This is a genomic window from Pedobacter sp. GW456-11-11-14-TSB4 (genome assembly GCF_059424425.1).
Map to the genome: position 1 here is coordinate 72254 of NZ_JBWKZK010000006.1, position 21591 is coordinate 93844.

Annotated in this window: 15 protein-coding genes; 9 read left to right on the forward strand and 6 right to left on the reverse strand. The window is 41.0% G+C overall.

The genetic code is table 11. The annotated features are described in order from the left end of the window. Positions 1 to 445 precede the first annotated feature (445 nt). A complete protein-coding gene (locus AC07XU_RS17090) occupies positions 446 to 838 on the forward strand; it encodes a cysteine peptidase family C39 domain-containing protein (RefSeq protein WP_494944842.1) in 393 nt (130 codons plus the stop codon). A gap of 115 nt (positions 839 to 953) precedes the next feature. Here AC07XU_RS17090 and AC07XU_RS17095 read toward each other — a convergent pair whose 3' ends face one another. Continuing rightward, positions 954 to 2240, reverse strand: coding sequence for a cysteine peptidase family C39 domain-containing protein (locus tag AC07XU_RS17095; RefSeq protein WP_494944843.1), 1287 nt, complete (start codon positions 2238 to 2240; stop codon positions 954 to 956). A 690-nt stretch (positions 2241 to 2930) separates the two neighbouring features. Between AC07XU_RS17095 and AC07XU_RS17100 the strand changes: the two genes are divergently transcribed. Genes AC07XU_RS17100 through mobC form a run of 3 tightly spaced genes read left to right on the forward strand, consistent with a single transcriptional unit; the run spans position 2931 to position 6531 of the window. After that, positions 2931 to 3335, forward strand: a complete 405-nt coding sequence (locus AC07XU_RS17100) for a mobilization protein (RefSeq protein WP_494944844.1) — start codon at positions 2931 to 2933, stop codon at positions 3333 to 3335. Then, positions 3320 to 4510, forward strand: a complete 1191-nt coding sequence (locus AC07XU_RS17105) for a relaxase/mobilization nuclease domain-containing protein (protein WP_494944845.1) — start codon at positions 3320 to 3322, stop codon at positions 4508 to 4510. Before AC07XU_RS17100 ends, AC07XU_RS17105 begins: the two co-directional genes overlap by 16 nt. Positions 4511 to 4512: 2 nt before the next feature. After that, positions 4513 to 6531, forward strand: a complete 2019-nt coding sequence (gene mobC / locus AC07XU_RS17110) for a conjugal transfer protein MobC (protein ID WP_494944846.1) — start codon at positions 4513 to 4515, stop codon at positions 6529 to 6531. A 26-nt stretch (positions 6532 to 6557) separates the two neighbouring features. Here the strand turns inward: mobC and AC07XU_RS17115 are convergent, their stop codons facing one another. Beyond that, positions 6558 to 7994 carry a sensor histidine kinase gene (locus AC07XU_RS17115; RefSeq protein ID WP_494944847.1) on the reverse strand — a complete coding sequence of 479 codons (1437 nt, stop codon included), beginning with the start codon at positions 7992 to 7994 and terminating at the stop codon, positions 6558 to 6560. Positions 7995 to 8221: 227 nt separating this feature from the next. Then, positions 8222 to 9424 carry a GAF domain-containing sensor histidine kinase gene (locus AC07XU_RS17120; RefSeq protein ID WP_494944848.1) on the reverse strand — a complete coding sequence of 401 codons (1203 nt, stop codon included), beginning with the start codon at positions 9422 to 9424 and terminating at the stop codon, positions 8222 to 8224. 855 nt (positions 9425 to 10279) lie between these two features. Here AC07XU_RS17120 and AC07XU_RS17125 point away from each other — a divergent pair. Further along, entirely contained in the window at positions 10280 to 10642 is a 363-nt protein-coding gene (locus tag AC07XU_RS17125; protein WP_494944849.1) for a response regulator, read from the forward strand. A 611-nt stretch (positions 10643 to 11253) separates the two neighbouring features. Then, on the forward strand, positions 11254 to 11718 hold the full coding sequence (locus AC07XU_RS17130) for a JAB domain-containing protein (protein WP_494944850.1): 465 nt from the start codon (positions 11254 to 11256) through the stop codon (positions 11716 to 11718). Between the two features lie 434 nt (positions 11719 to 12152). Here AC07XU_RS17130 and AC07XU_RS17135 read toward each other — a convergent pair whose 3' ends face one another. From AC07XU_RS17135 to AC07XU_RS17145, 3 genes are all read right to left on the reverse strand, one after another. Beyond that, positions 12153 to 14702 carry a T9SS type A sorting domain-containing protein gene (locus AC07XU_RS17135; protein WP_494944851.1) on the reverse strand — a complete coding sequence of 850 codons (2550 nt, stop codon included), beginning with the start codon at positions 14700 to 14702 and terminating at the stop codon, positions 12153 to 12155. A 117-nt stretch (positions 14703 to 14819) separates the two neighbouring features. Further along, entirely contained in the window at positions 14820 to 15494 is a 675-nt protein-coding gene (locus AC07XU_RS17140; protein ID WP_494944852.1) for a hypothetical protein, read from the reverse strand. Positions 15495 to 15512: 18 nt separating this feature from the next. After that, entirely contained in the window at positions 15513 to 16037 is a 525-nt protein-coding gene (locus AC07XU_RS17145) for a Riean_0653 family protein (RefSeq protein WP_494944853.1), read from the reverse strand. Positions 16038 to 16667: 630 nt separating this feature from the next. Between AC07XU_RS17145 and AC07XU_RS17150 the strand changes: the two genes are divergently transcribed. From AC07XU_RS17150 to AC07XU_RS17160, 3 genes are all read left to right on the forward strand, one after another. Beyond that, positions 16668 to 17045, forward strand: a complete 378-nt coding sequence (locus AC07XU_RS17150; protein WP_494944885.1) for a JAB domain-containing protein — start codon at positions 16668 to 16670, stop codon at positions 17043 to 17045. 221 nt (positions 17046 to 17266) lie between these two features. Continuing rightward, positions 17267 to 20191: an McrB family protein gene (locus AC07XU_RS17155; RefSeq protein ID WP_494944854.1), complete on the forward strand. Its 2925-nt coding sequence runs from the start codon at positions 17267 to 17269 to the stop codon at positions 20189 to 20191. After that, entirely contained in the window at positions 20184 to 21461 is a 1278-nt protein-coding gene (locus AC07XU_RS17160; protein ID WP_494944855.1) for an McrC family protein, read from the forward strand. Before AC07XU_RS17155 ends, AC07XU_RS17160 begins: the two co-directional genes overlap by 8 nt. Positions 21462 to 21591 lie beyond the last annotated feature (130 nt).

A 21591-nucleotide genomic window follows, 5' to 3' on the forward strand; every position in this document is an offset into this window, starting at 1 on the left:
GTTAGCTTAGTAGTGGTTGATGTTTAGTGACAAAATAATTTTTATCTAAAATATAAAATAAGATGTCTTATAACAAATTTTTGGCAGCATTTCATAAGCACCTCTTCCTGGTTGGAGATCTTTTTAAATATCTCGGATTTAATTTTAGTTTGATCGGAGACATTAGATAATGATCATTTGCGCTATCTTACGATAAATTTTTAGACAGACGTCTGCAATTTAGGTATACATACTTGTAATGTTCCATAATACCAATTAGATTGTTATTGATATAAGGTCTGATTATATTAATGATTTTTATTAAGTAGATAAATAAAAATAGCTCTTGTCGAATATCTTTTTTTGGAAATACAAATTAAAAAAAATACATTTACTTAGGGTTTTTTGTTGGAAAGCGGGTGTAAAAAAATTATAATTTAACTGATGAATTTAATTAATGCTTTATATGTTTGCTTTAAGTGGTCTTGAAAACATAGAATTCGTTTTAATCAATTTTCTTAGATCCTACAGTGTCAAGGCTAACGAAAAAGAAGTAATTAATGAGCTCCAAATGCATCCTGAGTACGGAAGCTTTCTTTCAATTAGCGATGTACTTAACAGTTTTCAAATTAGAAATTATGCTTTAAATATAAAAGCTCAAGAGCTCGAGAATCTACAATTTCCTTTCATAGCACAAACTAGCGAGAATAATGGTGAATTTGTTATAGTGCATGATATTGTGGGGGTTATTCCAAAAGTGGCCGCATCTTTTTTTGCAAAGTGGCCACATCTTTCGCTCCAAAGTGTTCACTCCATTTCGCCTGAAAGTGTGCATTCGGCTGATTTTAAGGCATTTTGATACGTTGATGATGTCTTCTGGACTCATCGTTCATCCTGCATACTGAAAGTAAATCCAGGCTTCTCTAAACGCTAAAAATGACAGGTCTTTTCTGCTGTCAACTTACCTATATCTATTACTGCAACGTGATGTTGAAATTGAGGTGATCCTGGCCTTTTGCGGAGCAAAAGGAACCTGATGGGAACTGCCGGTTCTGGATCTGGGCAGCGAGATTCTCTTCTGGATGGAAAGGGCCTAAAAAGAAAAAGCCCTCTTCGGGCTGGACAGTTTGGAACGAAACAGGGTGGATACTTTTACTGAAATACACAGTTTCTGCATTATTTAATTTTATCTCTTTCATACCTTCAATTAATTCTATCAGGTAATTTTGGTTGTCAGTTCCATTTGAAAACTCTACGTAGTTAAGTGCCTTTCTTTTCTTAAGAAATGATTTTATCCAAAAAACGTATAAAATTGTAAAAAAGGAAAAGACGAGGAATATATTGATATTGTAAAAAGCTATAAGAATTGCAAATACAAGAAAATTGAGGATAGAAAAGAATACTGACAATGCTGAGCCAGTTAGAAATCTTTCAATTCGCTTCACATCAGATATTCTTTGCACTATATCACCTGTTGTTTTTGAGTCAAAAAAACTGATAGGTAATTTCATTATTTTAATTAGTAAGTCAGTTAAAATAGCTATGTTCACACGAGTACTAATGTGTAAAAGTATCCATGACCGTAAAAAGTCTGCACTTGTAGCGCCAACAAATATTGCAAGTTGTGCAATAAGTATAGCCTGAATAAAGGATATGTCTTTCAAAGCAATTCCAGTGTCAACTATCCATTGAGTTAAAAAAGGCGTCAATAGCTGGAAAATGGTCGAAATACCCAATGCAAGTACAATCTGGGCTAATAATTTTTTATAAGTAAATAGGTATTCTGTGACAAACTTCCAGCTTAGCTTAGGTATTTCATCGTCCATTATTTCAAAGAACTTTTTGGTTGGCTCAAGTAACAGTGCATTTCCTTTATCACTAAAATCTTGAAAAATCCAATTCATTTTTAACTCTTCAGTTGTTAATTTTATATTTCCAACTGCAGGGTCAGATATGTAGAAAGCATTATTTTTTATCTTATAGAGAACCACAAAATGATTTTGTCTCCAGTGGAGGATACATGGTAGGTTAACTTTAGTAAGCTCATTTATAGAAAGTTTTAATGCGACGGCTTCCAACCCAAGTTCATTAGCGGCATCATATAAATCTAGAAAAGTTACACCTGTTGAAGTTATTCCGCAAATTTTTCTTAATTTCAGTATGTTAAGATTTTTACCGTGGTATCTAGCAATAATTTTTAAGCAGGTTGGACCACAATCATTTCGGTCTCTTTGTTTATAGAAGTGTATTCTTTTTTTCAATTTTACAAATTTAGGAACTAAGGAAATCCATCACAGTATACAATTATCAGTAGCTATAGAACTTATAAAAGAAATTTTGTTAATCAGCGTTTTTTAGTTTTATTAGTCCAATATAAAAAAATACGTTGTTAACAAGAAACTTCTAACAACAATATTCAATTATCTTTAATTCACTAGAATTTTTTATCATTACAATTATAGAATATTGTTATGGAAAAATATTTTGGTTTCCACTTTAATCTTTTTCATATCTCCATATTATTTTACTATATTAATATTGCACCTATTTCAAATGGAATTTTTTTATTGGTAGAATGTTTTAGAAACTAGACTCTTGTAATTGTAAATGTGCTGGCTAATGCTTTTTTACATTTAATCAGTTTATGGAATCAAGGCTTTACTTCATGTCAAATCATTACAAGAAAATTATCAAATTGATTAATTTGTAACATTATAATTTAAGGTTATAACCTATATCATACACCTATCAAGAAAATGTAATTTTTCATTTTTGTTATCAAATAATACAAACATCCGGCAATATATTTTAGCCAATCAAAAATGTTAGGAGTATGAAATCTAGCAAACCCATGTTTGCAGCAAGATGTACCAATGCATGCGCATTGGAAATCTTGCCGCCCTTTTGGTCGGAGAATTACTCGGAACTCGTAATTCTAAAAGTAATGAGAAATGTCAAAGAAAAAGACCAGCGAAGATGAACTTTTAAAGCATAACCTAATCATTCGGGTAAACGACGGGCTTCATCAAAAGCTGAATAAACTATTAGTTGAAAGCGACTGCCAGAGCCTGGCCGAGGTGGCTAGGAAAATCCTGACCAGCCAAAAGATCAACTGCTTTTACAGAGATGCTAGCATGAACGGACCGATGGAAGAAATGGCGCTGATCCGAAAAGAGCTGAAGTCGATTGGGGTAAATATTAATCAACAGACCCGCTACTTTAATGCCTGTAAAACCGATGCCGAAAAGAAGTTTCATAGTGACCAGACTTTAATACTATTTATCAAAGTCGAGGTGAAAGTTGAAAGGCTCTTCGAGCTCATTTCCAAACTGGCGGAAAAATGGTTGCAAAAATAAAATTTGGTAAAAGCATGCGGGGGATTTTGATCTACAATGAGACCAAAGTGGAAAAGAAAGAGGCTACTATTATTTTGGCCAGTGGGTTTGCCGTCGACATCGACAAGTTGAACCTAGACCAAAAAATCCAACGCTTTAAAAACCTCACCGATCTTAACCCGACTATTAAAACCAATGCGATGCACATCAGCCTAAATTTTGATGCCTCCGACAAATTTGACCCAGGAAAGGTACAGCAAATTGCCCAGACCTATATGGAGCAGATCGGTTTCGGCGAACAACCGTTCATCGCCTATCAGCACCTTGATGCCGCCCATCCCCATATCCATATCGCAACCACCCTAATGCAGAAAGACGGCAAACGGAAATACACCCATAATATGGGCAGGCTTGTTTCCGAGCCAGCAAGAAAAGCCATCGAACAAGAGTTTGACCTCATTAAAGCCGAGGGAAGAAAACAGAGCAATAACCTAACTATTATGCCTGCAGTTTATGGGCAGAAGCCTACCAAACAGGTCATTGGTTCCATTGTGCTATCGGTGAGACAGAATTATGCATTTACATCGCTTGCCGAATTCAACGCCATACTCGGCCAGTTCAATATCAGGGCAGATAGGGGAAATGAAGAGACGGCCATGTTTGAAAAAAAGGGATTGCTGTATTCGGTGCTTGATGAAAAACGAAATCCAATTGGCGTACCGATCAAAGCGAGCAGTTTTTATGATCAGCCAACGCTAAAGAATTTGGAGAAGGATTTTCAGGCAGGTATGGAAAAGAGGAAGCCATTGAGAGAAAACCTGAAGAAAAGAATCGATTGGGTATTGCAGAAATACAATACCCTTACCAGAAATACGCTGGTGAACGAGCTTGCCAAACAACAGATCGGGCTAGTGTTTCGGCAGAACGAAAATGGAATGATATATGGGTTGACCTTTGTCGATCATAGGCTCAAAACCGTTTTCAATGGTAGTGATCTTGGGAAGGATTATAGTGCGAGGGCGATCACTGAAAAGTTTGAAGCTCAAGACCAGATCAGGACCTATCTCAAGCCGAACCAGCCAAACCATTTCCTCGGAAACCCGCTGGAACCTTTACTCGAAAAGGCGGAATACGATCCGCCAACAGTCCTCGGTAAAAAGAAGAAAAAGAAAAAAGCTAACCAACAGAACTTATAAAAATGAATACAGGCGAAGACATACAGGGGCTACGGAAGATCATTGATTTTACTAGACTCATCAGTTTATTTATTCTATCTATCCATTTCTATTTGTGCTGTTACCGGGCGTTTGCCAGTTGGGGACTGACTGCAAGCGTTACCGATGGGATCATCGAGAACATATCCAGAACGGGACTGTTTACCGGAATGTGGCGGGCAAAGTTTGCCTGTTTGTTGTTGCTACTTATTTCCCTTATCGGGGTACAGGGCAAAAAAGATGAGAAGATTGAAATCAGAAGTATTGTTGCTTTTTCGCTGACAGGTTTGCTATTGTATTTTATTGCCGTGCTTGTGTTTTATTTGCCAGCAGGTTCTTTGGTCATTGCGGTCTGTTATATGGGTATCACTTTGGTTGGTTATATGCTAATCCTGACCGGGGGAGGACAGTTAAGTAGGTTGATAAAAGAAAAATTGAACAAGGATATTTTCAATGAGGAAAACGAAACCTTTCCGCAGGAAGAAAGGTTGCTGGAAAATGAATATTCCATCAACCTACCTGCCAGATATAGATTGGGAAAACAGGTAAGAGATAGTTTTATCAATGTGATCAATCCATTTCGCGGGCTGTTGATTGCAGGAACACCCGGAGCTGGAAAGAGTTATTTTGTGATTAGGCACATCATTGACCAGCATATCAAAAAGGGGTTTTCGATGTTTCTGTATGATTTCAAGTTTGACGACCTGAGTAAACTGGCCTACAACAAACTGCTGATATATGCCAAGAATTATCCGATCAAGCCAAAATTCTTTGTGATCAATTTTGATGATCTGAACCGTACCCACAGGTGCAATCCATTGCATCCAGAAAGCATGGAAGATATTACCGATGCAACCGAAGCCTCACGCACGATCATGATGGGGCTGAACCGTGACTGGATCAAAAAGCAGGGTGATTTCTTTGTCGAATCTCCTATCAACTTTTTAACGGCCTGTATCTGGTATCTGAGAAAATATGAAAATGGGAAATACTGTACGCTTCCCCATGTGATCGAATTGATGCAGTCGGACTATGATCAGCTATTTGCGGTGCTGGAAACCCAGGATGAAATCAAGGTACTCATGAACCCGTTTATTTCTGCCTATCAGAGGGATGCGATGCCGCAACTGGAAGGACAGATCGCCTCGGCCAAGATCGGGCTTGCAAGGTTGGCATCACCTCAACTTTATTACGTGTTGAGCGGAAATGATTTTACGCTTGATGTAAATAACCCACAGGAACCAAAAATCATCTGTGTCGGTAACAATCCGCAGAAATTGCAGGTGTATGGAGCAGTGCTTTCATTATATATTTCCACGATGATAAAACTGGTCAACAGGAAAGGGCAGCTGAAAAATAGTCTGATCTTTGATGAGTTTCCGACGATCTATTTCAACAATATGGATAGCTTGATAGCTACCGCCAGGAGCAACAAGGTTTCCACAGCTTTAGCGGTTCAGGATTTCAGTCAGCTCAAAAAGGATTATGGCGCAGAACAGGCGGATGTGATTACGGGAATTGTTGGGAATGTGATCAGTGGCCAGGTGACAGGTTCAACAGCAAAGACATTATCGGAGAATTTCGGAAAGATTTCCCAGCAGAAGGACAGCATGAGTATCAACAGCTCGGATACTTCGATCACCAAGGCCACCCAAATGGATTATGCCATTCCTGCTAGCAAGATTGCAACACTTTCCTCGGGGGAATTTGTGGGCGTTGTCGCTGATAATCCAGAGCAGAAAATCAAGCTTAAGATGTTCCATTGCGAAATACAGAATGACCATAAGGAGATTGCCAAGGAGGAAGCTGGTTACAAGGAAATTCCAGTTATTAAAAGTGTTTCAACTGAAGATGTGACGGCAAATTATAACAGGATCAAGGAGGAGGTTGCTGATTTGTTGATGGAGGAACTTAAGAAATTAAATCTAAATAGCGCGAAAAGCGGTAACCTTTCGACGGAGAAGGAAGCAGGCTCACAAAATCAAAGAGCAGTTTCTTTCTAATATTGGAAAGTGAACTTCTGGTATAATTACAGCGGGATGGTAAAACAGAAAGTCGAGCCAATGCCCGCCTTGCTTTCCACCCAGATCTCTCCTGAGTGTCTGCGGATGATTTCAGCGCTGATGAAAAGCCCAAGTCCAAGACCTGAGTATTCTTCGGGACTGACCTGGTAGTAACGGTCGAACAGCAGCGGTATCTTATCAGGGGAAATTCCCGGACCCTTATCGGTAACCGATAGCTGGGCCATATTTCCAACTGTCTTAAGCTCGACCATAATTTCTCCGGAATCCGTCGCATATTTGATGGCATTATTCAACAGGTTGATGATTACCCTGCCGACGCGTTCCGCGTCCACATTCACCCATACCTCCAGTTGCCCTGAAAGCAGGACTTCTGCAGAGGGATGGGAATGGTTGACCTGTTCGATGCATTCCCTGGCGATCTGATAGAGATTGACCCTGGTTTTTTTCAGCGCCAGCTGCTGCTGGTATGTTTTCCCTGCATTGAGCAGGTCCTCTATAAGTGTCACAATTTTTTCCAGGCTGCTATTGGCTTTTGAGATCATGGTCTGCGTAGAGGGGGGTAGTTGATCTCTTGTTTTGTCCAAAATCTGTAGGTAGGCCTTCAAACTGGTGATGGGTGTTTTGAGTTCATGGCTTGCTATACTGATGAAGTCGTCCTTATGTCCTTCGATGAGTTTATCGATGGTGATATCCTTGATCACTCCCAGCACCTTCGCCGGTATTCCATCGGAATCCTTTTCGACCGTACCCAGAAAGTTTATCCATTTTATCGGGCCTCCAGCGTTTTTTAGGCGAACTTGAAGATCAATATGTTCGCCATTCATAAGCAGTCCTGCAGCACGGTTGAATCCTTCCAGGTCTTCCTCGAGTATATGGGAAGCATATCTTTCCATATCCCAGGTTTTCTGGTGGGTGGGATAGCCGAAGATCTCATCATGACCCTGCGACCGAAAGACCGACTGGTTTTTCAAGTCCAGTTCCCATACCGCTGCCTTTGAATATCTCAAGGCCCTGGATAGCCTGGTTTCTGACTGCTGGAAATCCTTTAGTGATGTAATGTCATCCAGGACGGTAAATCCAAAGGTTTCCCCTTCATCTTTATATAGTATAGTGGTCACCTTTACCCATACCAGAGACCTATCCTTATGGTATAGGCATGCCTCCAATGTAAAAAAGGGTACCTTTTTGGCCCAAAGCTCGTGCTGAAGTTGCAGCCAGTGATCCTGATATTCCTCACATGCATATTCTAGTATTTTTGTACCCTCCATTTCCCTGGCGCTGTATCCCAATAATTTGACAAGAGCGTGGTTTACCTTTAAGATGGTCAGATCCGAGCCGATCACTTTGCTTGCGGTGCTGGTAAGGTCAAATATGGTCTGGAACTTATTGTCGCAATCTAGGAACTTGCGCTCAAAGTCGGTGGCACTGTTTTCGTTTTTCATGGCAATTACCCGGGATATGTAGTGTAACATATTCGGATAGAGAATGTTTGAGGGCCGGGCGTAATGGGTCAACCATAGAATGTATTCCATTTGCCATCAACAGAGCCGAAGGTAAGCCTATCGGTCAAAAATAGGGTGATCTGGGCAGTGTCTTAAACAATCAATGACTGATGGTTCTCCAGTTGTTTGCTTTAGGGCAGGTGGGTGGCGGGCTTCATTGATTACCTTTATGCAAGTGGGAGGCTGAACCAAAAGGTAGTGCCCATTCCAAGTTGGCTTTCTACGCCAATCTCCCCGCCATTGGATTTGACGATATCAGCGCTGATGTAAAGTCCAAGACCAAGACCGGATATCTGCTTTCTGGAATCATAGGTGCCGAAACGTTCAAACAGGTTTGGCAGGCGTTGGGGCGCAATGCCAGGTCCGAGGTCGGTGATGCGCACGACAGCCATATCATCTTTTTGTGAGATCGAGATCTCCAGTTTGTCTTTTCCAGAGGCGTACTTTATGGCGTTGTCAATCAGCTTGCCCATGGCCTGGTAAATCTGTTTGGGGTCGGCGTGAACGGTCGTTGGTTCCCCAGAAATGTTAGGCATGTTCACATCCATCTGATAGAGTTCCTCGCAACATGTGGTAATGGCCTGGTGGATATCGAAATCGGTTTTCTCGGGTGTCGACATACCTTTGCTCAGCCTTGTGGCAGTCAACATGTCTTCGACCATTCCGTTAAGCTTTTCAAGGCTGGTGGCTGCTTTGTGTAAAAGATGGGGTAGGTGAGATGATTGTGGGCCGGATAGGCTGCGTTTGATCAGCTGTAGATAGGCCTTAAGGGAGGTTATCGGCGTGCGCAGTTCGTGGGAAGCGATACCGATGAATTCATCCTTTTGCGATAGCAGAAACCGCAGGTGGTCAGCTTTTTCCATATTGGTTCTTCTGAGTTCGACCTGTTCCATGGCAACCTTTGCCAGTTCAGCAAGGATGTCGATCTGGTGCTCGGTCAGCTTCCGTGGCTGTTTGTCCACTAGGCACATCGTGCCGATGATATGCCCATCTGGGGTTATGATCGGTGCTCCGGCATAGAACCTTAGGGCAAATTCACCATGAACAGCTGGATGTTTGTCCAGCATCGGCTCCTTCAGCGCATCCTCAACTACCAAAACCCTAGGCTCAAGTATGGCAAGGGCACATAGGCTGTCACCTCGGTCCACAAGTCCGACCTCTCCAAGGCCTATATTGGCTATCATAAATTCATGATCAGCATCAAGAAAGGAGATATGGGCCATGGGGACCTGAAAGATCGTGCTGGCCAGTTTGACGATATTGTCAAAGGCAGCCTGATTGGGCGCACCGAATATCCTGTAGCGCTCCAGCGCTGCGATACGCTGGCTGTCTCCGCTTGGAATGATGTTGACGGGAAATGAATTTTTCATCTGTGGTGATTGCCTAGTGCATAAATGTAATGAAAAGGTTTCGTTAATTGAACTCGACTCCTTGATGGATGCTTAATGGATTATTTTTTGATCTCCTAGTCGATCAGCAAGGTATTTTTCTGGTAGTGACTAGTGTTTTTTTTCCATGATGCCATAGTTTTATTTTTTGACCTTCAGCGATGCACTTACGAAGCCCTGCTGAATATATCCCCGGTCTAATTTGGAGTGCTGTAGCAATTTCGGAGAAACTGTACTGAAATTCCTAAAGCATGAGAAGGGGATGGGTGGCTGCTTTTCGAAGGTATCACCCCGAAGCGGATTAAACGCTTTTGTCCAATAGATAAGGTTTTTTTGTATTAGTGATGATCGACCTGAGGCGGGTGAGTTTCTTTCCCAGGTGTCTTGCAAACTTTTGGTCGGAGATCAAGCCAGTGTGCCCAGCGATCTTACATAGTTGGCCCAATATCGGATACACAGCCGCAGTTTCAACCGGAAGTTTATTGGTACTGCCAATACATGCGAAGTAAGCCATCATTAACGCTACTATCCCATTCATCCATCCAGAGAGGAATTTCAGTCGTAAAATGCCTCAGGACCTTTGCATGCACACTTTGATGGGAAGTGGAAGGAATGCTTTTGGTTAAATCTCCGGCAAACGCTTCAATTATTTCTTTATAAAACGGAAAATAATATTATATTTACATCGAGAGCGTTAAATTAAATGGGATTATGACTTAGGTTGTAATCCCGTTTTCTTTTTAGACTCCTTTAATATTTGTGTTCAATTCGACATTATCTATTAATGGGAGCAAGATGGATTCCTGCTTTATTATAAGGTTGCTTAAAGTCAATGCTATGAATAAAATTATTATCGCTGATGATTCTGTGGAAAATGCGGATGTGATGGAACTGATTCTGAGGTCAGAGGGTTACCAGACCAAAGTTTTAACAAATGGCGAAAACCTTATTGGGGAGGTAGAGACCTATAAACCGGAAGTTGTAATTTTAGATGTTCATTTAGGTAAATTTGATGGAAGGGAATTAGCAAGGAAGATAAGGAGTATTGAGGATTTGAAAGAGATCAAATTGGTACTTGTCTCGGCAGGTGTGACACCAAAAATGGCCGATGAAATATCATCTGATTATTGTGATGCATTTATCATGAAACCATTTGATTTGGAAGATTTACTTGAGACGGTTCGTAGGCTTTCAAGTTAATATTTTTGTTTATAGCATGTTTGGTTAAAAGCACTGATTTAATCTTAATTGGTAAAAGGAACATAAAACCTGCCTTCTGTTACATTGACTGTTTTACCCGTAATTGGATCTTTGCCGGTAAAAAAGGAAACTTCCAGCTATTATTTCCTTCTGGGAAATATCAGGTTTTAAAATTATACGATTTTAACTCATCGGAACCTGCTTAAATCCCTCAGCAAGTCCCAACTTCCTGTAGCTCGTGCAAAAGGCGCTGGAAAATAAATAGGAAGGGATAATTGTTTCAGACAATAATGGACAATCACTAGGCACATATCTCAACCCAATCGCTGGGGTATTCAGCTTGACTTCCAGATAAGCTATTTAGAGATCTTGCTTCAGCTGCATTCCCTAAGCGGATACCTTGTTAAAATCATTTTTTAATCATCAATTATCCTACAAAGTTAGCCCGCAGCTCCCACACGGGGTCGCTTTGCCAAGGTAGTATCTTAAAAATGGGTTTCCCGCCTCGGCGGGATCCCTCCGCATTTTTAAGATCTCCACCTTGCCCTTAGTGGGCGCTGCGGGCTGATGGGGTACCATAATTAATTTTTAAACCTTAAAATCTGGTAATTATGGAAAAGTCATTCAATCCTACCTCAAAGTTTCAGTGTGCTGAGATCAATGTAAGTTACAGGCCCAATTTCAGGGCAGCTGATAGGCCTAGGATCTCCACTTCAAAAGATGCGTTCGATGTGCTTATTGGGTCTTGGGATCTAGATAGGATCGAGCTTCAGGAGCAGTTCAAGATCGTTCTTGTGAATAGGGCCAACAGGGTGATCGGGATCTTTGAGGTATCCTCGGGCGGTATGTCCGGAACGCTAGCTGATCCCAAGCTGATCTTTGCCACTGCATTGAAGTGCTGCGCCTGCGGGATCATCCTTGCACATAACCATCCTTCGGGAAACCTGAAGCCCAGTAATGCCGATATCGCTTTGACTAGAAAGCTTAAGGCTGCATCTTGTCTTCTTGATATTGAGCTGCATGATCATCTGATCGTTAGTGCTGAGGGTTACTTGTCGCTTGCAGAGGAGGGGTGATCTAAGGGGTAACCCCCCTTTTTTTGTGCTTCCTTTCGCTCTTTTTCGGACTGCAAAAACCCTTTGCTTGGATAGCTAACTTACTTGAATTAAATGATAAAATCTGAGTTTGTTTATTATTATTATTATTATTTCGTTGTTTTCCAGTAAGGTTGCGATTTGAATAGGATGGTTTATTATGAGCCGGTGGGCCTGTCCCACAATTAACAATGTCTATTCATTTAAGCAGCTGTTTCAAAATAACGCTCAGTTACCTTGATAATTCTTGAGTTGTTGCATAACAATTGATCAATATTGGTTTCTTTTATTTACATCTGGGAAGCCAACATCGGTAAATAACAGATCAGTGGTAAGATGAATTTTGTTTTTACAATTGTTTTTACAAGAAAAATAAAAGGTTGTGCAAAACAGCTTAAGCACAAAATCGCTTTCGTCTAGTTGCGAATGATAACTTGTTTTTTGATGATCTCCTTATCTCCTTCCGTCCGTAGATGAAGAAAATAAGTGTCTGATTTTAAGTTTCGGGTGTCTAACTCGACCTTGAAATTCTTACTTCTCCCTTTAAGTATCACATTGCTTCTTGCATCATACAACCAGTAATCATATTCCTTTATTTTGCTTTTTTCGGTTGGAGATGCCTTCTCCATTTTACCTTGATCTGGAGCAATGAATAAATTGCTGCCGACAGCGGGATTAGGGTAAATTACCATATTCCGCAAGAAACTGCAATAACGTTCCACCTCAACTGGTCCCAGGCTCACAGTCGATCCACAAGCTAAGTCAATTTCTGCCCGAACGGTATGCATGCCGCAAGATAAATTACCATCATAGTAGCTTTCACTCGTCTCGTTTGTTATAGACTCATCAAGGTACCATCTAATGGAATTATAGCCAAAGTCTATGCCTGTGATAGTTGCTGATAAAGGCTCACTTCCATACATTGGGTTAACGGCAATACTGATAGGTTTTTGGTAAGGTTGGTAGACGAACTGGGCGACTACAGTGTTATTATAACTTTTAAATTCACATGTTATAAGGCCTGATAAACCAGTTAAGCCAATAGAATTACTTGTTGTCGATAAGGTTTGTCCTTGTCCATTAATTGACAAGTCGCCATCTACCCTCCATATGAAATTTGCTCCATTTGGTACGTTAATCTCTGCAACGCCCTCTCCGCATATGCCATTTCCAACTAAAGAGGCTGTAATACTTGCAGGCACCAATTGTTTTATTACCGGTGTTTGGGAGCAACTGGTATTTATGGTTCCTACAAGTTGCGCAAACTGATTATTATTAGAAGGAATAGCAACACCTACCGGATTGGCAGTTGATGACCCATTAATTGTGTAAGGGCTTGTTACTTCCCAATTTACTGTCGCCCCAGAAGGAAGTGAAGACATAGAAAATGTAGTGTTACTACCAGACTGAAATGGGCCAGATATATTGAAATTCGTCTGGCATATTTTTGGACAATCGAATGTGGGATTCTGCCACTGCAGTAGCCAATTTGAATTTAATTGTGTATATGAGATGTGAAGTTGATTTTCCGCTGGAGAATAATAGTTCTTTATACCTGAATTGGTGTTACAGTTTGTAGTGTTACATAAACTGCTGGTCAAATTTTGCCATGGATTTGCGATTGCAAGAGAACTTACGGTTGGTACAAAGCAGAACCTTGGTTGAAGTACACGAGCTGGTATACCTGAGAAAAATTCTGGTAGACTATTGGTAATAACAGTTGCATCCAAACCGAATTCGTTCATGTCATACAATCCTCCAGGTGCATTGTCCAATGGCAACATGCCTGCAACCGAATTTACCCGCGTTTTGATTATATAGCTGTTTGAGTTTATAAGCCATAAAAGTTTTCTTTTGATGTACATATCACCTCGATAAAGTTCACTGATACCTTGCTGAACCGAATTAATTCTAAAATCCAAGTTTAGGGATGACCTAGTCGAAAAAATGCTGAGCGGAAATTGAATCAGTAAATTGCGTACATTAACGTTGCCTCCATACACCACTATCGGCGTAATTGGTGCTGCTATTGACATTGCTGCAGATTTCCATAACGGTCCGAAATATGTCATTGAAGTATCCCCAATTAACTCAAATATTCTGCTGTTTGATGGAAATACCAGGCTTCCATCACAAGCTCCATTGCTGAGAGTTAGATTTTTGCTATTTACAGGCCAGCCCATGTTATTAAGCTCCGTGTAAAAAGTATTATGCGTGGCATTATCTGCCGTTAGGGTATAGTTTGAAGGATTTAGGTTGTAGCGCTGTATTAACATTTGCTTGGCAGCAGGTGAATTGAAATCATCCTCTGCATCTGCAAGATCAGGAAACATATCAACCCATTTTATATAGGGGAAATCCGAGGAACCACTTATAATCTGAAAAGATGCCAAATGTTGTACAGCAGCTTGCGCGCCAACAGGTACATTTGCACCATGGTGTGGGGTGTCATGACTAATGAAAAGGCGAGTTTCGTGCAGTACGCTATTAAGTTCCATATCTCTTAAGGCATAGCGGGTTACCAAACCACCCATACTTAACCCAATAATCACATTCTCTTGGCGAACTCCATTATAATTTCTCTTTTCGGTGTTGACATATTCAATCACGCGCTCCAATAAAAAGGCATTTCGCTGAATGTAATCAGTGGCATCTCCAAAGTTTACGAAAATTAAATCATATTCGTTTATATCATCTAAGCCTTGGTTTAAGGTAATTGCCTGGATTGGGTTTGTATTACGATCTAAACTGATACTGGTTACAAAATTCCCAAATCCATAGCTGTTGTCCATATCGAAGCCTTCGACGACAATCAATGGCTTGCGGATGTTGCCAGTTGTATTATTAAGTGCCAATTGAACCGTTATATCTCCTGTAGCATTTACACCTTGGTAAGCTTTGATGGCATCGATTGTTGTATTTGTGGATGTTCTTCCACCTCCAAATCGATATGCTTGATTTTTCACTTTTTGCGTACCTAAGGTTCGTAATTGTTCTTGGTTATCATCTGGGTAGGGATAAACCAAAACTTTTGTGTGTGCATAGCTGACCGTAGAATCTGAATATGTAATTCGAATAGAAATTTAGACGAAACCAGCTTGAGTAAAGTTGACATTAAAGGGTGAATTAAATGTAACCCCCTGATAAGAACCCGTCTCGCCTATATCTATGGCAATGCTACTGAGTGTTTTTCCAGTATTGCTAAAAAACATTTTAGGCCTAAATATTATGCTATTGCTCCCCAAAACTGCGGCTTGACGTAATGGCGCTACCGCAAATATCTGGTTGTTCTGGTATGGACTTTGACTTCTGCCGGGAACATCAAACATTTGGTCATTGCTTACAGTAATTAAGTTAGCACTCAAAGCATCCTCACGCACACTCTGGTAATTGTAATGCAAAACGGCAAAAGTAATTGGCAGGTTTAAGGGAATATAATTTATTACTCTTTTGTTGATCGTGTCCAAATATAACATATTAGAATTGGAATTTATCTGGGAACTATATAAGCTTGCGTATAACAATCTCCACTCTTGAAGACCAACGTAATTGCTGTCTGCAAGAAATGAGCCGTTATAATTGCCAAGGTTTAAGAACTCAATTCCGTAATCCCTCATTAACCCTGTGGAAATCTGACTTTTGTCCAAGTGTTGGAACATGTAATTTGATTTTCCGTAGAAAGTGGTAGTATCCTGTTGAGCGTTTGCAACAGAAACAAAAAAAAAGAAGATTAACAGAAGAGCAGTTAATTTTTTCATAAATATAAAAAATTTGGGTTAATTGTATTGAATGTCAAACCTACCTTCTGTAATCTTTAGATTACCGCATTTCTCGGTTGGAACATCAAACCAGAAAGTGCCAGAAATTATCTTATTGATTTTGTCAATTTTGGTAAATAAAACCTCACCATCACTTGATTTGGATCGATTGGTGTTATTACCTGATGAATTTTGACAAACCTTATCTGTTATATATAAAGCAAATTGGTTTGATGGATCATTTAATTTGAAACTAGTATTGCTTCCAGGTTTATTTATTTGAATTTCAAATATCTCATAATTATTATCATACTTGGTGCCCCTGAAGGATATCAAATCTTCATTAACTCCACCTACAATATCACCAGTTTTTTTAGACGATATCCAATTCACTCCATTAAGCTTACAAGCAAAGACCATTGCCCCAGTCTGCGAAAATTTTGGTAAGCCATCTGGGTCCAATGTTTCTTTTTTACATTTCATCCCTGAAAATAGCAGAATACCAGATACCAAAACTATAGGAAAGAGCCTTAACGATTTCATGATTATTGTTAACTTATAGTTAAAGCTAATAAAATTTTATTTGGAAACCCAAAGCTTTTCTCATTTAGTCAAGATTGAAAAGCCAGGGAGCATAATTATATTAACAATTTGATTGAGGATTTTTAGTTCAATGTAACTAGTTGATTTCTAGGTTAAGTTCGTTGACCTTCAAAAGGAAGTTTTTATTTACGGCATATGAAATTTCAGGATGTTTTTTTAAAATCCATCAATTAATAATTATTTTACTTTAAAGTCAAAAATTCAATTCCATCACATTCTGGCTAATTCATAATGATATGACACATGCCATGCTTGACTAAATTCGTTTGTCAGAAAGCATTTTTTTCAATCAATTATCCTACAAAGTTAGCCCGCAGCGCCCACATGGGTTCGCTTCGCCAAGGTAGTATCTGAAAAATGGGTTTCCCGCCTCGGCGGGATCCCTCCACATTTTTAAGATCTCCACCTTGCCCTTAGTGGTCGCTGCGGGCTGATCGGGTACCATAATTAATTTTTAAACCTTAAAATCTGGTAATTATGGAAAAGTCATTCAACCCCACCTGAAAGTTTCATTGTGCTGAGATCAATGTAAGTTACAGGCCCAAGTTCAGGGCAACTGATCGGCCTAGGATTGCCACTTCAAAGGATGCGTTCGATGTGCTTATTGGGTCTTGGGATTTGGATAGGATCGAGCTTCAGGAGCAGTTCAAGATCATTCTTGTGAACAGGGCCAATAGGGTGATCGGGATCTTTGAGGTATCCTCGGGCGGTATATCCGGCACGCTGGCAGATCCCAAGCTGATCTTTGCTACGGCATTGAAGTGCTGCGCCTGTGGGATCATCCTTGCCCATAACCATCCTTCAGGAAACCTGAAGCCCAGTAGTGCCGATATCGCTTTGACGAGAAAGCTCAAGGCTGCATCTTGTCTTCTTGATATCGAGCTGCATGATCATCTGATCGTTAGTGCCGAGGGTTATCTGTCGCTTGCAGAGGAGGGGGTAATCTAAGGGGGAAACCCCTTTTTTTTGCTTTTTCCCTGCGCTCTTTTTCGGCCTGCAAAAAACCCTTCGCGCAGAATCAATTGGCGGGAATGATGCCAATATGAAGATAAGTTGCCGTGAAATTTAAATATATGGTGTAATAAATTGGAATGTGGATGTAGGAATGTTTGGAAAAATCCGTATTATGCATTCGAAAAAAAATTTATAACTTTTAAATTCCGCTCTCATTGATACCAGAAAACATTACCAAGGAACATGTTCTGCAGGCATTGCAGGACATCGATAAAAATGGATTACGTTACGTTCTAGGTAAATCTAACGGCTATGACCTGAACTATAACGGGAACAAGTACCCTCCAAAGCATGTGGTTGTTGTGGCAAACGAGCATGCCAATGGGGAGTTGCTCTCTCATAGAGAGCTGACCACCACAATGGCACAAAAATTTTTGAAAACCCTTGGTCCCGAATTTCAGATCGAGCAGAAAACTGTTGACCCCATCAGAAAGATGGTGGAAAAATATAAGGAAGACCTGATAGAAAAAGGTCTTTCCGAAGAGATCTACAAGTGGCGAATGCTGAGCGAACTAAAGGGGATGCCTGACACAGATGCCGTGGATTTCAAAACCGAGATGGAAGCATTCAATTATGGCAATCTGGTCTATTACAACAATGACCGGGTGAGAAAGCATATTCTGATCGAGCATCCAGATCAATACCGCCAGGCGTTCAGGATTTTGTTTGATGAAACTGTAGACCTGTATGAACGAATCCTTTCCTTTCAGGAGCAGATTCTATCTACCTACCGCTCGATGGGCCAGGACATGGGACACCATCATGACGAGCGGTCCATAGCTACCTTCCTGACGGTCAAGTATCCTGGGACCTATACCTTTTATAAAAATTCGTTTTATCGGAAATATTGTCTGCTAATTGGTCAGAAGCCCAAAAAGAAGAATGAAAAGTATATCCATTATTTAGGTCTGGTAGCAGACTTTGTACGAGATTATATCCAGCCCGATGAGGAGCTGCTGGAGCTGGTTTCAAATCAGCTGCCAGAGGATATCTATAAAGATGATAGCCATAAGCTATTAGCGCAGGATATTCTGTTCAAGATGCTGGACAAGAATGACGTGACCTTTACGGGTGTGATCGATAACCTCAGGGAGGCAATGTCCGAGCAGGAAAGCATTCTGAAGGATTTCATTTTAATGGAGGGGAGATTCATGGATAAGGGCATGGTCAATCCAAAGGATAGTTTTGTATGGATTGAGGATGCTCTAGGGAAGATTGGCACCCACCAGGCGCATTATGAAGTTTCTATAAGGAGTAGGGGGAAATATAAGAACTGCTTCTTTGTAGACCTGCATTTTGAGGGGCCTGACAAATTTAGCTTTTACCAGTTGATTGGGGATGGTCTGCCTGATAGTCTTGAATGGATAAAATGGCATAAAGCCCAAAGTATCGGAACTAAGGTGGGACTGCAGCCAAAGGACAATGATCTGATCGAAAAAATAATGGACCAGTTGGTCTATCTTGAAAATAACATGGGTGAGCGTATTCGTGCGATCATCCCAATAGCCAATAACCAGATGGATGATAACGGCCAAAAAAACACAGCTCAGGAACTAAATCAAATACTTTATGGACCTCCAGGAACGGGCAAGACCTACCATACCATAGATAAGGCACTGCAGATCATCGACAACGCGTTTTATACTGCAAACATTGCAAATAGAAATGTACTTACAAAGAGGTTCAAGGATCTGCTGATAAAGGATTTTGATGATACCAGTGGTCAGATTGCCTTTTGTACCTTCCACCAGAGTTTGGCCTATGAAGATTTCATCGAGGGCATCAAGCCAGTAGCGCCTAGAGGTACTGAGGATGCGGTAAACTACCGCGTTGCTGATGGCATTTTCAAAAAGCTCTGTATCCAGGCGGCAAAGACCAAGTCCGTGTCGGGCTTTGAGGATTCTTATAAGAGGTTTATCGAAGAGGTTGTAGAGAATGAGAATACCCTGGTCCTTCGAACTCCAACAAGGGACAAGCCATTCAATATCAGGATCAATTCCAACCATAACGTGGTATCCATTCCACAGACCACAAATGCGACCGAAATGGTGGTCACCAAAAAAATGGTAATGCATTATATGATGGAAGGTATCATCGATGACTGGAGTTCCTATACCATAGCCATCAGCAGGTATATTGCGGAACATTACCCATTTAGCGTTTCAGGCCAAGATAATGCCACCAAAAAATATGTACTGATCATCGACGAGATCAATAGGGGAAATGTTTCCCAGATTTTCGGGGAGCTGATCACCCTTATAGAGGATAATAAGAGAGCCGGTGAAAAGGAGGAGTTGGAGATTATTTTGCCATACTCCGCTCAGCCCTTCACGGTTCCAAAGAACCTCTACCTGATCGGTACGATGAATACAGCCGACCGTAGTGTTGAGGCGCTGGATACCGCATTGAGACGCAGGTTCAGTTTTCAGGAGATGCCATCCAGACCAGAATTGCTCACCCCTCAGCGATTGGTCTGGCAGCTATGGTGGGAACATGAGGATAAGCCTTGGAACAATAGTGATTTTTTGGAGAAGGAGCAAAGCCTCTATCATCTGCTTGATGCTTCGGAGCTGTTAGCCATGAACGAAAACCAAAAAGAGGAGTATTGGAAAAAAATGAAGGATGGTGCGGATGAAACCATCTTTGACTTCACTTTCTCCAATGCATTTGACATGAAAGGTTTCCTTGAAAAGATTAATGCACGGCTGGAAAAGCTGCTGTCATCAGATCATTCAATCGGTCATTCCTACCTGATGGGTGTCTATTCAAAATTGGACCTTAAGCAGGTGATCTACAGGAAAATCATTCCGCTTTTACAGGAATATTTCTACGGGGACCTTGGCAAGATAGGGCTTGCGCTGGGAGCTGGGTTTATCAGGGTTAAAAACCAGGTTGACAAGGATCTTTTTGCTTACTTTGATTATGATAGTGATGGACTGAACGATAAGGAGGTGTACGAAATCCTGGATTATCGTATGAAGGATTCCTTTGAGATCATTGTCAACGGCAGAAAGATGAAGGTTGACTTTGACAGGGCGGTAGATCTTTTGATGGGCAAGAAAATTGCTGCCGATGAATAGGCGGACCATCACAGTGTTCGAATATGAAACGCTAAGGTCATCTGCGAGCCCAGAGGATGGGCTTGGCCCATCGGAGCTGGAAGCGCTTCAGCGCCATAGCGGAGAAGATGGAGTGCCGTATTATTCACTGATTCATAAGGGGGTCAAGTTCTGTGAATATGTGGGGGTGATCCAAGTGGGTAACCTTACTATTGAGGTCCTGCCCAAGATTGATAGGGGTGGAAAAGATAAGTGGAAAAAGATATTGGTGGATATGCTCAAAAAGGTCGGGCATCTGGATGTGGCAGCTTCCAGTGAGACCAGTCTTAAAATTAAGCGGAACAGTATTTTGGATCTTTATCTGGAGTCTTTTTTGGACCATGTCCAGCTTATCCTGCACAGGGGGCTGCTGAAGAAGTACAGGAAGGTCGAGGCAAATTCGATCGCCCTTAAGGGTAAGCTCATCTTTCAAAAACATATTGCTGCCAACACGGTTCACAAAGAGCGCTTTTTTGTGAAGTATACCATCTTTGATTCTGAGCATTTGCTAAATCAGCTGCTTTATAAAACCCTATTGCTTATCAGAACGGTAAATGCCAACCAGGCACTGACCAGTATGGTAAATGCGCTGCTGCTGAACTTTCCGGAAATGGCGGACTTGAGGGTATCTGAGGCTATTTTCGATAAAATAGTGTATTCGCGGAAAAATGAACATTATAGAAAGGCCATGATGATTTCCAGGTTGCTGCTGTTGAACTATTTTCCCGACATCAATGGCGGGAAAAATCAGGTGGTTGCCATCATGTTCGATATGAACCTTCTTTGGGAACGGTTTGTATACCAGAGTTTAAAGAAATATATTTTCGATGGGCAGGTTCAGGCGCAGTCAAGTAAGCCTTATTGGAAACTTTCAGGCAGGAGGCCTGTTGGCCTTAAGCCTGATGTTGTGATCCTAAAGGATGGGGTGAAATATGTGCTGGATACCAAATGGAAGCTGCCAGGCGGAAACAGGCCATCCCATGGTGATCTCCAGCAGATGTATGCCTATACAAAGTATTTCGGTTCGGATCATACGATCCTCTGTTATCCAGGATCCGATGATGATTTCATTGATGGATATTTCCATAATGAGGATGTTTCGGTTGACCAACATTACCGGTGCTCTGTGATCAGGCTGAAGTTTGATATGGACAGGTATTCCAATCAAAATTTTATTTCCAATTGGCAGATGGAGATTGCAGACAGGATCAACAATTATTGCCAGCGACGTCTGATAGAGCCGTTAGTTTGAGGGTTTGGGTAGGTTTGGGCAATAGCGAATGGTGGATCATAATACTTTAAACCTCCGTATTTAAAATGCGCGTGCATTAGGAGTAAACCGGATGCTTTTGAATAATTATTCTCCTGTTCCTCACAGATAA

Coding starts and splice junctions, on each gene's coding strand:
- AC07XU_RS17090 (WP_494944842.1), top strand. CDS start 446: ATGTTTGCTTTAAGTGGTCTTGAAAACATAGAATTCGTTTTAATCAAT.
- AC07XU_RS17100 (WP_494944844.1), top strand. CDS start 2,931: ATGTCAAAGAAAAAGACCAGCGAAGATGAACTTTTAAAGCATAACCTA.
- AC07XU_RS17105 (WP_494944845.1), top strand. CDS start 3,320: ATGGTTGCAAAAATAAAATTTGGTAAAAGCATGCGGGGGATTTTGATC.
- mobC (WP_494944846.1), top strand. CDS start 4,513: ATGAATACAGGCGAAGACATACAGGGGCTACGGAAGATCATTGATTTT.
- AC07XU_RS17115 (WP_494944847.1), bottom strand. CDS start 7,994: ATGAAAAACGAAAACAGTGCCACCGACTTTGAGCGCAAGTTCCTAGAT.
- AC07XU_RS17120 (WP_494944848.1), bottom strand. CDS start 9,424: ATGAAAAATTCATTTCCCGTCAACATCATTCCAAGCGGAGACAGCCAG.
- AC07XU_RS17125 (WP_494944849.1), top strand. CDS start 10,280: ATGAATAAAATTATTATCGCTGATGATTCTGTGGAAAATGCGGATGTG.
- AC07XU_RS17130 (WP_494944850.1), top strand. CDS start 11,254: ATGGAAAAGTCATTCAATCCTACCTCAAAGTTTCAGTGTGCTGAGATC.
- AC07XU_RS17140 (WP_494944852.1), bottom strand. CDS start 15,494: ATGAAAAAATTAACTGCTCTTCTGTTAATCTTCTTTTTTTTTGTTTCT.
- AC07XU_RS17145 (WP_494944853.1), bottom strand. CDS start 16,037: ATGAAATCGTTAAGGCTCTTTCCTATAGTTTTGGTATCTGGTATTCTG.
- AC07XU_RS17160 (WP_494944855.1), top strand. CDS start 20,184: ATGAATAGGCGGACCATCACAGTGTTCGAATATGAAACGCTAAGGTCA.